Genomic DNA, 12,786 nt, shown 5'->3' with positions numbered 1-12,786 from the left:
GTGAGTTTCGAAGGCCAGGGCGACGGCGGTGACAAATTCTGCGCAGCGGCGCGTGGCGTGTCAAACGCGGGCGGCGCTTCCCGATTTCCCCCATGAGACTCCCTCGATGCGCCATGCCGGCAACGAAACCCTGGCCGCTCTCACGGCCTATAAAAGTGGCTTCCTCAACATTGGCCTGTTTTCGGCAGTGATCAACCTGTTGATGCTGGCCCCGGCGCTGTACATGTTGCAGGTCTACGACCGGGTGCTGGCCTCCGGCAACTCGATGACCCTGTTGATGCTGACGCTGATGATCCTTGGCTTGTTCGGCTTGATGGGCGCGCTGGAGTGGGTGCGCAGCCAGGTGGTGATCCGCCTTGGCACACAGATGGACATGCGCCTGAACCAGCGGGTGTACGACGCCGCGTTCGAGGCGCAACTCAAGGGCGGCACCCAGGCGGCCGGGCAGGCGTTGAGCGACCTGACGACCTTGCGCCAGTTCGCCACCGGCCAGGCGCTGTTCGCATTTTTTGATGCGCCGTGGTTTCCGGTGTACTTGCTGGTGATCTTCCTGTTCCACCCCTGGCTCGGCGTCCTGGCGCTGGCCGGTGCGCTGATGCTGATGGCGCTGGCGTGGGCCAACCAGCACATCTGCCAGGCACCGTTGACTCAGGCCAATCAGCTGTCGATCAGCGCCAGCCAGCAGGCCACGGCCAACCTGCGCAATGCCGAAGCCATCGAAGCCATGGGCATGCTGGCAACCCTGCGTGCGCGCTGGTTTGCCCAGCACCAGGCGTTTCTGGCGGCGCAGAACCTGGCCAGTGAAAAGACCGCTGCCATCAGTGCCTGGTCCAAGGGCGTACGCCTGGCGTTGCAGTCATTGGTCCTCGGTCTGGGTGCATTGCTGGCGGTGCAGGGGGCGATTACGCCGGGCATGATGATCGCCGGCTCGATCCTGATGGGGCGGGTACTGAGCCCTATCGACCAACTGATCGGCGTGTGGAAACAGTGGAGTTCGGCGCGCCTGGCCTATGACCGTTTGACCCTGATGCTGGCGGCCAACCCGGCGCGCACCGAGCGCATGAGCTTGCCGGCGCCCAGCGGCCAGTTGACCGTCGAGCAGGTAAGCGCGTGTGCGCCTGGCAGTCGTCGGCCTGCATTGGCCAACCTCGGGTTCAGCCTGCCTGCCGGTGACGTGCTGGGCGTGATCGGGCCTTCCGGTTGCGGCAAGTCGACCCTGGCGCGGTTGCTGGTGGGGGCCTGGGCGCCCTTGGCCGGCAAGGTGCGGCTCGACGGCGCGGACCTGGCGCAATGGGACAAGCAGCAGCTCGGCCCGCACATTGGGTATCTGCCCCAGGACATCCAGCTGTTCGCCGGCAGCATTGCCGACAACATCGCGCGTTTCGGCACCGTGGATTCGGACAAGGTGCTCGCTGCCGCGCAAATGGCCGGCGTGCATCAACTGATCCTGCAGTTGCCCCAAGGCTACGACACCCAACTGGGGGAGGACGGTGCCGGGTTGTCCGGCGGGCAGAAGCAACGTGTCGCGCTGGCGCGAGCGCTGTACGGCGTGCCTGCGCTGATCGTACTGGATGAGCCCAATTCCAATCTCGATGAGGCCGGCGAGCAGGCCTTGCTCCATGCCATCACCTTGCTCAAGGCGCAGCGTCGCACGCTGGTGCTGATCACCCACAAGACCCCTGTGCTGGCGTTGACGGACCAATTACTGATTCTGCGGGACGGCCAGTTGCAGGCGTTCGGGCCCACGGCGCGGGTGTTGGAGGCCACGCAGAAACCGGTGGCCGCGCCGCCCAAACCGGTGTCGGCGATGAGCATGAGCTACCGCCTCGGTGAAGGAAAAAAAGCATGAGCCGACCTGTGCTTGTGACGGACAACAGCGTGCCGCCGGTGAACAACGTGCTGGCGCTGGACGATAAAAAATACGCGCGCCTGGGCTGGTTGCTGGTGCTCGGCGGGTTTGCCGGGTTCCTGGGCTGGGCCGCGCTGGCACCGTTGGACAAGGGCGTGGCGGTGTCCGGCAAGGTCATGGTGTCGGGGCACCGCAAGACGGTGCAGCACCCCGCGGGCGGGATCGTCGAGCGGATCGAGGTGCGCGATGGCGAGGTGGTGAGCGCCGGCCAGGTATTGATCCGCCTGAAGGAAACCCCGTTGCGCGGGCAGATGCAGTCTTTGCGCAGCCAGTTCATTGCGTCCCGGGCCAGCGAAGCGCGCTTGAGTGCCGAGAGCGAAGGCTTGTCGGCCATCGTCTTCGGTCCCGAACTGCTGAACGAGCCTGAGGCCGCCGCCACCTTGAGCCTGCAACGGCAACTGTTCAGCAGTCGCGCCCAGGCCCTGGCCACGGAGCAGCAAGGCCTGCGGGAAACCATCGCCGGGGCCGAGGCACAATTGCGCGGCACCCGGGAATCCCAGGCCAGCAAAGTGCTGCAACGCACCGCGATGAATGAACAACTGCAAGGCCTGCGCGAGCTGGCGCGGGACGGCTACATTCCGCGCAATCGGCTGCTGGAAAATGAACGGCTGTATGCCCAGCTCGACGGTGCGATTGCCGAGGATTTCGGCCGCATCGGCCAGTTGCAACGGCAAGTCCTTGAACTGCGCCTGCGCATCCGCCAGCTCGGCGAAGACTTCCAGAAAGACCTGCGCGGCCAACTGGCCGAAACCCGCACCCGCAGCGACGACTTGCGCAACCGGTTGGCCTCGGCCGAATTCGAACTGGCCAACAGCCTGGTGCGCGCGCCGGCGGCTGGCGTGGTGGTGGGGCTGGAGGTTTATACCGAAGGCGGCGTGATCAAGCCCGGCCAGGCGCTGATGGACATCGTGCCCCAGGGCGAACCACTGCTGGTGGAAGCGCGGGTGCCGGTGCAGATGGTCGACAAGGTGCACCCGGGCTTGCCGGTGGAGTTGCTGTTCTCGGCGTTCAACCAGAGCACCACCCCACGCATTGCCGGTGAAGTGACGCTGGTGTCGGCCGACCGCCAGGTCGACGAGCGCACCGATGAGCCGTATTACACCTTGCGCGCCCAGGTCAGTGCAGCTGGCATGCGCCAGCTCGACGGCTTGCAGATTCGCCCGGGCATGCCGGTGGAAGCGTTCGTCAAAACCGGTGAGCGCTCGATGCTCAACTACCTGTTCAAACCCTTGCTGGATCGGACTCACATGGCGTTGGTGGAAGAATGAAGGCGCTGTTATTCGGTCTGTGTTGTGCCTGCAGTGGATCGGTTCAGGCGCTGGGATTGCTCGACGCCTATGACTTGGCCCTGCGCAACGACCCGACGTTTCAGGCGGCAATCCAGGAGCGCGAGGCCGGCGAGGAAAACCGCATCATCGGCCGCGCCGGGCTGTTGCCGAACCTGTCCTGGAGCTACAGCAACTCGCGCAATGAGTCCGAAGTCACCCAGTCGACGGCGGTGGGCAACGTCACCAGCGACCGCGATTACCGCAGCTATGCCTCGACCCTGACCCTGCAACAACCGCTGCTCGATTACGAAGCCTATGCGCGCTATCGCCAGGGTGCAGCGCAGGCGCTGTTTGCCGATGAACGCTTTCGCAGCAAGAGCCAGGAACTGGCCGTGCGGGTGTTGAGCGCCTACAGCCAGGCGTTGCTGGCCCAGGAGCGGATCGAGCTGAGCCGCGCCCAGAAACGCGCGTATGCCGAGCGCCTGCAACTCAATGAACGGCTGCTCAAGGGCGGCGAGGGCACCCGCACCGATGTGCTGGAAACCCAGGCACGCCTGAGCCTGGCCCAGGCCGAAGAGATCGAATCCCTGGACACCCAGGACGCAGCCTTGCGCGAGCTGGAATCGATTGTGGGCCAGCCGTTGCAGATAGACGAGTTGGCGCCGCTGACTCGCCAGTTCGAGATCCCGCCGCTGGAGCCCAACCGTTTCGAGACCTGGCGGGAAATAGCGATGGCCAACAACCCGGAGCTCAAATCCCAGCACCACGCGCTGGACGTCGCCGAATACGAAGTGGAGCGCAAGCGCGCCGGGCACATGCCCAAGGTCAGCCTGTATGCGAGCAGCCGCCAGACCAGCTCGGATTCGGAAAGCAGCTACAACCAGAAGTACGACACCAACAGCGTCGGCATCCAGGTCAGCCTGCCGCTGTTCGCCGGTGGCTCGGTGTCGGCGTCAACCCGTCAGGCCGCCAATCAACTGTCCCAGGCCCAATATGAACTGGACGCGCAGACCGCCAGGACGCTGATCGAACTGCGCAAGCAATTCAACCTCAACACCAGCGGCGCGGCCAAAGTGCGGGCGTATGAAATGGCGGTCAGCTCGGCCACCGCCCTGGTGACGGCGACGAAGAAAAGCGTGACCGGTGGCGAGCGCGTCAACCTCGATGTGCTGGATGCCGAGCAGCAACTGTTCACGGCCCGCCGTGACCTGGCGGATGCGCGGCATGCGTATCTGCTGGCGCGGATACAACTGAAGTATTTTGCAGGGTTGCTGAACGAGCAGGATCTGCGGGCGTTGGCGGGATATTTCCAGCCATCGGCATGATGGCTATATCGGCTAACACACCGATCCACTGTGGGAGCTGTCGAGCCTTGGCGAGGCTGCGATGGCGGCGGGACTGATGACATTTTTCTGTCTGACCCACCGCCATCGCGGCCTCGCTAAAGCTCGACGGCTCCCACATTTTGATCTTTGCAGTGCTGGGGATTTAACGCCGGGTCAGCAACACACCCGATTCCATGTGGTGCGTCCACGGGAACTGGTCAAACATCGCGCACTGGGTAATCCGGTGCGTGTCATGCAGTTGCGCAATGTTCGCCGCCAACGTCTCCGGGTTGCAGGAGATGTACAGGATGTTCTCGAAGCGCCGGGTCAGCTCGCAGGTGTCCGGGTCCATGCCGGCACGCGGCGGGTCGACGAACACGCTGCCAAACTCGTAGCTCTTGAGGTCGATGCCGTGCAGGCGACGGAACGGCCGCACTTCATTCAAGGCCTCGGTCAGCTCTTCGGCAGACAAACGCACCAGGGTGACGTTATCCACCGCGTTTTCATCGAGGTTGCTCAGCGCCGCGTTCACCGAAGTCTTGCTGATCTCGGTGGCCAGCACTTTGCGCACGCGAGTGGCCAGGGGCAGGGTGAAGTTGCCGTTGCCGCAATACAGCTCCAGCAAATCGTCACTGCGGTCGCCGAGCGCTTCGTACGCCCAGTTGAGCATCTTCTGGTTCACCGTGCCGTTGGGCTGGGTGAACGCGCCTTCAGGCTGGCGATAGCTGAAGGTGCGACCGCCGACGTCGAGTTTCTCGACCACGTAATCGCGGCCGATCACATCGCGCTTGCCCTTGGAGCGGCCGATGATGCTGACGTTCAGGTCCGCCGCCAGCGTGTTCGCCGCCGTATGCCAATGCTCATCCAGCGGGCGGTGATAGCACAGGGTAATCATCGCGTCGCCGGCCAGAGTGGTGAGGAACTCCACCTGGAACAGCTTGTGGCTCAGGGCGGCGCTGGCTTGCCAGGCGGCCTTGAGTTGCGGCATCAACTGGTTGATGCGCAGGCTGGCAATCGGAAACTCTTCAATGAGGATCGGTGTGCGCTTGTCCTCCTGGGAGAACATTGCGTAGTGGCGCTGACCCTCTTCGCGCCACAGGCGGAACTCCGCCCGCAGGCGGAAGTTCTGCAACGGCGAGTCGAAAACCTGAGGCTCTGGCGCGTCGAACGGCGCCAGCAGGTCACGCAGGCGCGTGACCTTTTCTTCCAGTTGAACGGTGTAGCTTGCGGCGTCAAAAGTCATGCGTTGAACCAGCCCAGCTTGATCACAAACAGAATCGACAGGATCACCAGCGCCGGGTTCAGCTCACGGTAGCGGCCCGAAAGCAGCTTGATGGCGGTCCAGGCGATGAAACCGAAGGCAATGCCGTTGGCGATGGAATAAGTGAATGGCATCGCCAGGGCGGTGATCACCACCGGTGCGGCGACGGTGATGTCGTCCCAGTCGATTTCGGCCAGGCCCGAGGTCATCAGTACGGCGACGAACAGCAGCGCCGGTGCGGTGGCGAAGGCCGGGACGCTGGCCGCCAGTGGCGAAAAGAACAGCGCCAGCAGGAACAGGATCGCGACCACGACGGCGGTCAAACCGGTACGGCCACCGGCGCTCACGCCCGCCGCCGATTCGATGTAGCTGGTGGTGGTCGAGGTGCCCAGCAGCGAGCCGGCCATGGCCGCCGTACTGTCAGCGATCAGCGCACGGCCCATTTTCGGCATGTGGCCGTCCTTGCCCATGAGACCCGCGCGCTTGGCGACGCCGATCAGGGTGCCGGAGTTGTCGAACAGGTCGACGAACAGGAACGCGAAAATCACGCTCACCAGGCCGATGTCCAGGGCGCCTTTGATGTCCAGTTGCAGGAAGGTCGGGGCCAGCGAAGGTGGCATCGACATCACGCCGCCGAACGGGGTGAAGCCCAGCACGATGGAGGCGATGGTCACCACCAGGATGCCGATCAATACCGCGCCGCGCACTTTCAGGGCTTCCAGCGCAACGATCAGCGCGAAGCCGAGGGTGGCGAGGATCGGCGCGGGTTGTTTCAGGTCGCCCAGGCCCACCATGGTGGCCGGGTTGCTGACCACGATGCCGGCGTTGTGCAGGGCGATCAGCGCCAGGAACAGGCCGATACCCGCCGCAATCGCCGAGCGCAGGGGCAGCGGGATGCTGTTGATGATCCATTCACGGATGCGGAAGATCGACAGCAGGAAGAACAGCACTGCCGAGATGAACACCGCACCCAGCGCCACTTGCCAGGTGTGGCCCATGTGCAGGACCACGGTGTAGGTGAAGAATGCGTTGAGGCCCATGCCCGGTGCCAGGGCAATCGGGTAGTTGGCGATCAGGCCCATCACGGTGGAACCGATGGCCGCCGCCAGGCAGGTCGCAACAAAGACCGCGCCCTTGTCCATGCCGGTCTCGCCGAGGATGCTCGGGTTGACGAACAGGATGTAGGCCATGGCCAGGAAGGTGGTGACGCCCGCGAGAATCTCGGTGCGCACATTCGTGTTGTGTGCCTTGAGTTGAAACAGCTTTTCCAGCATGCCTGCTCCCTGTGACGCTATTTTGCGTCGTTATTTGTTGACCTCTAAGTCAAAGCACAAACTGCGCCAAGCGCCTGTGGTTCCAGAGAGGATCGGAAAAAGCGGCGCATCATACCAGCAGCCGAGGGCCAGTGGCGCATAGGCTTGATCATGGCCTTGAGGCATACTGCGCCGACGTTTATTACAGGGTCATCGACAGCATGAAAAAAGCCAGCGCCTGGAGTCTAGCTCTGTTCGGTTGCATCGGCCTGTGGCTCGGTGCGGCACCGGCGTGGGGCGCGCCTGCACCGGCGTTGAGCGAGGTGCGGGTATTCAAGGTTCAGTCGGCCAAGTGCACTGAAACCATTCCCGAGCGGGCCGACAGCACCCAGATGTGCACGCACCGCGGGCAGACACTGGTGTACGTGATGGAAGTCGGCCTGGGCAACAGCCCACAGGCATTTTTCGACGGCGCGTCGGTGCCCCGTATCAGCACCACCGCCGTCTGCCAGGTGGGTTCCATCAGCCAGCCATGCAGCGGCGCGGGAACGTTGATGGGCTACATCTATACGTTCCAGCTGGATAATGTCGAAGCCGGCGGCACGTTCCAGTACAGCAACACCTCGATCAACCCACCGCGCAACCAGTTGGTCACCACCCTCGGCATTCGCTGATCGCCACCCATCAATTGCCTTGAACGCTCATAAACTCCGGAAGTCGGACCGCTAAGACGGCGACTTTTCTGAACGCCGCGATTGCACACCAATCCGTGAGGTGTTTATGAGCGCAACTCCCAATGGCGCGGCGGCCAAGCCGTTCGTCAGTCATCCGATACGCCTGACCCTCAATCGGGACCCCATCCAACTGGATGTATTGCCCTGGACCACCCTGCTGGACCTGCTGCGCGAGCAACTGGACCTGACGGGCACCAAGAAGGGCTGCGACCACGGCCAGTGCGGCGCCTGCACCGTGTTGCTCAACGGTAAGCGGGTGAACGCCTGCCTGACCCTGGCGGTGATGTGTGACGGTGCCGAGTTGACCACCATCGAAGGCCTGGCCTCGGGCGAAGACCTGCACCCGATGCAACAGGCCTTTATCAAGCACGATGCCTTCCAGTGTGGCTACTGCACGCCGGGGCAAATCTGCTCGGCGGTGGGCCTGGCCCGTGAAGGCCGTGCCCACGACACCGCGCAGATCCAGGAACTGATGAGCGGCAACCTGTGCCGCTGCGGCGCCTACAACAACATCCGCGATGCCATCGAAGAAGCCTTGCCGGCGTGCCGCGTGCAGGGAGGTGAGCAATGAATCCCTTCCATTACAGCAAGCCGGCCGACGTGCAGGAGGCGGTGCACCTGGTCAGCCCGGCGTCGCGGTTTATCGCCGGTGGCACCAACCTGCTGGACCTGATGAAAGAGAACATCAGCCGCCCGGAGCACCTGATTGATATCACCGGGCTGCCACTTCGCGACGTGGAAGAAACTCCCGGGGGCGGCTTGATGATCGGTGCCCTGGTGAGCAACGCCGACCTGGCCTGGCACCCGCTGATCGAGGAACGGTACCCGCTGCTGTCCCAGGCCATCCTCGCCGGCGCCTCGCCGCAATTGCGCAATATGGCCAGTACCGGCGGCAACCTGCTGCAACGCACCCGTTGCTACTACTTCTATGACGCCGCCGTGCCCTGCAATAAACGCGAGCCCGGCAGTGGCTGCCCGGCGCGGGTCGGTTTGAACCGCATCCACGCGATCCTCGGCGCCAGCGACCAGTGCGTCGCCACCCATCCTTCGGACATGTGCGTGGCCCTGGCCGCCCTGGATGCGCGGGTGCATGTGCAGGGCCGGGGTGGTGCGCGGGTCATCGAGTTCGCCGACTTTCACCGGCTGCCGGGCGATGCGCCCCAGCGGGATAACCAGTTGGCCGACGACGAACTGATCACCGCCATCGAGTTGCCTGCCGACCACCTGGCTGCCCACAGTCACTATCTGAAAATCCGTGACCGGGCTTCCTACGCCTTCGCCCTGGTATCCGTCGCGGCGGCGCTGGAGCTGGATGGCGATGTGATCGTCGACGCCCGCCTGGCCCTGGGCGGCGTCGCCCACAAGCCATGGCGTGATCGCGCGGTGGAAGCCGCGCTGATCGGCCAGTCCGTCAGCCGCGAAACTTTCAGCACTGCCGCCGAAACCCTGCTCCTGGACGCCGAGCCGCTGGAGCACAACGGCTTCAAGATCAAACTGGCACGCCGCGCGATCATTCGCGCCCTGAGCGATGCCGCTGTTGCAGGAGCCACGTCATGAGCGCAATCGGCAAACCGTTGGACCGGGTCGACGGTCTGCTCAAGGTCACCGGGCAAGCGCGCTATGCCGGTGAGTTTCCCGAGGATGGCTTGCTGCACGGCAGCGTGGTGTCGAGCAACATCGCCAAGGGCCGGGTCATCCGCATTGATGCGTCCCAAGCCCTGGCGCTGCCCGGTGTGGTGATGGTGCTTGATCACCTCAACCGCCCGAAACTGGCCAGCTACGACGACAGCTACGCCGATGCCGATGCTGCCGACGGCTCGCCGTTTCGCCCGCTGTACAACGACCGCGTGCTCTACAGCGGCCAGCCGTTGGCATTGGTGATTGCCGACAACCTGGAGCTGGCGCGCCACGCCGGTTCCCTGGTGCAGATCGAATACGCCGCCGAGCCTGCCGAGACCGATCTGCTGGCCTTGCAGGAGCAGGCGCACCCGTCGCCGCAAACACCGCCCAAGCCGCGCGGCAACTTCCAGGCCGAATGGACCGGCGCCGCCACGAGCCTGGATCTGCACTACAGCACGCCCATCGAACACCATAACCCCATGGAACCCCACGCCAGTACCGTGCTGTATCAGCCGGACGGCACCCTGCATATCCACGACAAGACCCAGGGGCCGCAGAACTGCCAGGCCTATGTGCAGAAAGTCTTCGGCCTGGATAAAAGCCAGGTGCGGATCTTCGCCGCGTTCGTCGGCGGCGCCTTTGGTTCAGGTCTGCGCCCGCAGTACCAGTTGCCGCTGGCAGTGATGGCATCGCTGGCCCTGAAGCGTTCGGTGCGCGTCACCCTCACGCGCCAGCAGATGTTCACCTTCGGTTATCGCCCGCGCACCTTGCAGCGCCTGCAACTGGGTGCTGCCGCCAATGGCCGCTTGCTTGCCCTGGGCCACACCGCCATCGGCCAGACCTCGCGCTTCGAGGACTTCAGCGAACACGTGGTGGAATGGAGCGGCATGCTCTATCACTGCGATAACGTGCTGCTGACCTACAAGCTGGTGCCGCTGGACGTGTTCACACCGCTGGACATGCGCGCTCCCGGCGCAGCGCTGGGGGTGATCGGCCTGGAATGCGCGATGGATGAACTGGCCTGCGCCCTGGGCATCGACCCGGTGCAATTGCGGCTGATCAACTATGCCGAGCGCAATCAGAACGAAGACAAGCCCTGGTCCAGCAAAGCGTTGCGCGAATGCTACAGCGAAGGTGCCGAGCGTTTTGGCTGGAGCCAGCGCAACCCGGAGCCGCGAAGCATGCGCGATGGTCGCCAACTGATCGGTTGGGGCATGGCCGGCGGGGTGTGGGAGGCCCTGCAAATGAAAGCCAGCGCCAAGGCGCGGATCGACCATCTGGGCAAGCTCACGGTCAGCAGCGCCACCACCGATATCGGCACCGGCACCTACACGGTCATGGCGCAGATCGCCGCCCAGGCCAGCGGCGTGCCGGTAGGCGATGTGACGTTCCTGCTGGGGGATTCATCGCTGCCGACAGCGCCATTGCAGGGCGGCTCGTTTACCGTGTCGTCGGTGGGCAGTGCGGTGCAACAGGCCTGTGAAGCGTTGAACGCCAAGCTGTTGGACATTGCACGCAAGACGTACCCGGCGTTCAAAGACGCTGAGTCGGCGCGGTTTGAGAATGGCCAGATGCACGCCGGTGACCAGCGCATCTCCCTGGCGCAATTGGTGCAAGACAGCGGCGAGCAGGCGCTGGAAGTGCAGGTGGATTGCGAGCCGGGCAAACAGCGCGAAGGCTATGCCTCTGCCACGCATTCAGCGGTGTTTGTCGAAGTGCGGGTGGATGAGGACCTGGGCACCATCAAGGTCAGCCGGGTGGTCAGTGCGATTGCGGCCGGGCGGGTGGTCAATCCGAAGATGGCCCGTAGCCAGATTCTCGGCGGTGTGGTCTGGGGCATCGGCATGGCGTTGCATGAGGAGACCCAGGTCGATCACGCATTGGGTCGCTCCATGAACCACAGCCTGGCCGAATACCACATTCCGGTAAACGCGGATATCGGCGAGATTGATGTGCTGTTTGTCGAAGAACACGACGAGATCGTCAACGCCCTTGGGTCCAAGGGCGTCGGCGAGATCGGGATAGTCGGGGTGGCGGCGGCGGTGGCCAACGCGGTGTATCACGCCACCGGCAAGCGGGTGCGGGACTTTCCCGTCACCCTCGACAAGGTCTTCTAAACCTTGGCGGGCTCTTCCACCGGCACATGCATGCGGTCGCGGTTGGCCAGGGTCGGGAACAGTTTGATCCAGACCCCGGTCACCACCAGCGTGCCGATGCCGCCCATGACCACGGCGGGCACGGTGCCGAACCAGTGGGCGGTGATCCCGGACTCGAACTCGCCCAACTGATTCGACGCGCCGATAAACAGCCCGTTGACCGCGCTTACCCGGCCGCGCATTTCGTCCGGGGTTTCCAGTTGCACGAACGAGGCGCGGATCACCATGCTGATCATGTCCGCTGCGCCCAATACCACCAGCACCGCCAGGGAGAACCAGAACGAGGTCGACAGGCCGAACGCGATGGTGGCTACGCCAAACACCCCGACTGCCGTAAACATGATCCGCCCCACATGCCGGTCGACGGCAAACCGCGCCAGCCACAACGACATCAACAACGCCCCGACCGCTGGCGCCGAGCGCAGCAGCCCAAGGCCCCACGGCCCGGTCAGCAAAATGTCCTTGGCGAACACCGGCAGCAAGGCCGTGGCGCCGCCCAGCAATACGGCGAACAGGTCCAGGGAAATCGCGCCGAGGATGTCCGGCCGACTGCGGATAAAACGAATCCCGGCCAGCAACGAATCCATGGTCGCCTTGGCCTTGTTCAGCGGCGTCTGGCGCGCGGGCAGGTTGAGGGTCAGCACGCAGGCGATCAGGTACAGCACCACCGTGGGGCCGTAGACCCAGACACTGCCAAAGGCGTACAGCAGACCGCCCAGCGCCGGCGCCACGATGGTGGCCAGTTGCTGCGCCGACTGCGACGACGCCACCGCGCGGGGGAACAGTGCCGTGGGCACGATGCTCGGCAGCAGGGCCTGGGTGGTGGGCATTTCAAACGAGCGGGCTGCGCCCAGCAGGAATGCCAGGATAAAAATCATCTCGCGGGTGACATTGCCGGTCAGCCCGCCGATTGCCAGGGATAGCGCGATCAACGCTTGAACGGTCTGGCAGATGGCTGCGACCTTGCGCCGTTCATAGCGGTCGGCCACATGGCCGGTGTGCAGCATGAACAGCACCCGCGGTACGAACTCCACCAGGCCGACCAAACCCAGGTCCAGCACGTTGCCGGTCAGTTGGTAGAGGTTCCAGCCGATGGCCACGGTGAGCATCTGGAAACCGCTGGCGGTGAAGATCCGCGCCAGCCAGAACGCGATGAAAGGGCGGTGGTGACGTAACAGCAGCGCGGGTTCACTGGGCATCGGGGAGACGGGTCTGGGTGGGGGAACGGTGAGGTTATCACCAACTTGTAACCAATAGTTG

10 protein-coding genes are annotated in these 12,786 nt (G+C 64.0%); 7 read left to right on the top strand and 3 right to left on the bottom strand.

Going from position 1 to position 12,786, the window contains the following annotated elements:
* Positions 1 to 106: 106 nt before the first annotated feature.
* The 3 genes from HX869_RS20560 to HX869_RS20550 are packed head-to-tail and all read left to right on the top strand — an operon-like array spanning position 107 to position 4,502.
* Positions 107 to 1,849 (top strand): type I secretion system permease/ATPase, encoded by a 1,743-nt coding sequence (locus HX869_RS20560; RefSeq protein ID WP_178903578.1) that lies wholly within the window; start codon positions 107 to 109, stop codon positions 1,847 to 1,849.
* Positions 1,846 to 3,177 carry an HlyD family type I secretion periplasmic adaptor subunit gene (locus tag HX869_RS20555; RefSeq protein WP_003215553.1) on the top strand — a complete coding sequence of 444 codons (1,332 nt, stop codon included), beginning with the start codon at positions 1,846 to 1,848 and terminating at the stop codon, positions 3,175 to 3,177. The genes HX869_RS20560 and HX869_RS20555 overlap by 4 nt, the downstream gene beginning before the upstream one ends.
* Positions 3,174 to 4,502, top strand: a complete 1,329-nt coding sequence (locus HX869_RS20550; protein ID WP_178903577.1) for a TolC family outer membrane protein — start codon at positions 3,174 to 3,176, stop codon at positions 4,500 to 4,502. Before HX869_RS20555 ends, HX869_RS20550 begins: the two co-directional genes overlap by 4 nt.
* A 163-nt stretch (positions 4,503 to 4,665) precedes the next feature.
* Here HX869_RS20550 and trmA read toward each other — a convergent pair whose 3' ends face one another.
* Together trmA and HX869_RS20540 are read right to left on the bottom strand one after the other, a co-directional pair.
* The gene (gene trmA, locus HX869_RS20545; RefSeq protein ID WP_178903576.1) at positions 4,666 to 5,745 is read right to left on the bottom strand and encodes a tRNA (uridine(54)-C5)-methyltransferase TrmA; all 1,080 of its coding nucleotides are present in this window, start codon (positions 5,743 to 5,745) and stop codon (positions 4,666 to 4,668) included.
* Entirely contained in the window at positions 5,742 to 7,037 is a 1,296-nt protein-coding gene (locus HX869_RS20540) for an NCS2 family permease (protein ID WP_003215557.1), read from the bottom strand. Before HX869_RS20540 ends, trmA begins: the two co-directional genes overlap by 4 nt.
* Before the next feature lie 200 nt (positions 7,038 to 7,237).
* Between HX869_RS20540 and HX869_RS20535 the strand changes: the two genes are divergently transcribed.
* From HX869_RS20535 to HX869_RS20520, 4 genes are all read left to right on the top strand, one after another.
* Positions 7,238 to 7,690, top strand: coding sequence for a DUF4879 domain-containing protein (locus tag HX869_RS20535; RefSeq protein ID WP_177020966.1), 453 nt, complete (start codon positions 7,238 to 7,240; stop codon positions 7,688 to 7,690).
* A 106-nt stretch (positions 7,691 to 7,796) separates the two neighbouring features.
* On the top strand, positions 7,797 to 8,321 hold the full coding sequence (locus HX869_RS20530; RefSeq protein ID WP_256344191.1) for a (2Fe-2S)-binding protein: 525 nt from the start codon (positions 7,797 to 7,799) through the stop codon (positions 8,319 to 8,321).
* Positions 8,318 to 9,307, top strand: a complete 990-nt coding sequence (locus tag HX869_RS20525; protein WP_177045455.1) for a xanthine dehydrogenase family protein subunit M — start codon at positions 8,318 to 8,320, stop codon at positions 9,305 to 9,307. Before HX869_RS20530 ends, HX869_RS20525 begins: the two co-directional genes overlap by 4 nt.
* Positions 9,304 to 11,487: a xanthine dehydrogenase family protein molybdopterin-binding subunit gene (locus tag HX869_RS20520; protein WP_008436635.1), complete on the top strand. Its 2,184-nt coding sequence runs from the start codon at positions 9,304 to 9,306 to the stop codon at positions 11,485 to 11,487. Before HX869_RS20525 ends, HX869_RS20520 begins: the two co-directional genes overlap by 4 nt.
* On the opposite strand, the gene HX869_RS20515 is transcribed toward HX869_RS20520, so the two are convergent.
* Positions 11,484 to 12,725, bottom strand: coding sequence for an MFS transporter (locus HX869_RS20515; RefSeq protein ID WP_063026986.1), 1,242 nt, complete (start codon positions 12,723 to 12,725; stop codon positions 11,484 to 11,486). The genes HX869_RS20520 and HX869_RS20515 overlap by 4 nt on opposite strands.
* Between the last annotated feature and the right edge of the window lie 61 nt (positions 12,726 to 12,786).

It is taken from the genome of Pseudomonas sp. P7779 (assembly GCF_013386315.1).
Taxonomy (GTDB): domain Bacteria; phylum Pseudomonadota; class Gammaproteobacteria; order Pseudomonadales; family Pseudomonadaceae; genus Aquipseudomonas.
Note: the sequence above shows the minus strand (reverse complement) of the source record. Positions and strands in the feature narration are given on the sequence as shown.

What these genes read in the sequence shown, in the direction of transcription:
- HX869_RS20560 (WP_178903578.1), top strand. Translation starts at nt 107, where the DNA reads ATGCGCCATGCCGGCAACGAAACCCTGGCCGCTCTCACGGCCTATAAA.
- HX869_RS20555 (WP_003215553.1), top strand. Translation starts at nt 1,846, where the DNA reads ATGAGCCGACCTGTGCTTGTGACGGACAACAGCGTGCCGCCGGTGAAC.
- HX869_RS20550 (WP_178903577.1), top strand. Translation starts at nt 3,174, where the DNA reads ATGAAGGCGCTGTTATTCGGTCTGTGTTGTGCCTGCAGTGGATCGGTT.
- trmA (WP_178903576.1), bottom strand. Translation starts at nt 5,745, where the DNA reads ATGACTTTTGACGCCGCAAGCTACACCGTTCAACTGGAAGAAAAGGTC.
- HX869_RS20540 (WP_003215557.1), bottom strand. Translation starts at nt 7,037, where the DNA reads ATGCTGGAAAAGCTGTTTCAACTCAAGGCACACAACACGAATGTGCGC.
- HX869_RS20535 (WP_177020966.1), top strand. Translation starts at nt 7,238, where the DNA reads ATGAAAAAAGCCAGCGCCTGGAGTCTAGCTCTGTTCGGTTGCATCGGC.
- HX869_RS20530 (WP_256344191.1), top strand. Translation starts at nt 7,797, where the DNA reads ATGAGCGCAACTCCCAATGGCGCGGCGGCCAAGCCGTTCGTCAGTCAT.
- HX869_RS20525 (WP_177045455.1), top strand. Translation starts at nt 8,318, where the DNA reads ATGAATCCCTTCCATTACAGCAAGCCGGCCGACGTGCAGGAGGCGGTG.
- HX869_RS20520 (WP_008436635.1), top strand. Translation starts at nt 9,304, where the DNA reads ATGAGCGCAATCGGCAAACCGTTGGACCGGGTCGACGGTCTGCTCAAG.
- HX869_RS20515 (WP_063026986.1), bottom strand. Translation starts at nt 12,725, where the DNA reads ATGCCCAGTGAACCCGCGCTGCTGTTACGTCACCACCGCCCTTTCATC.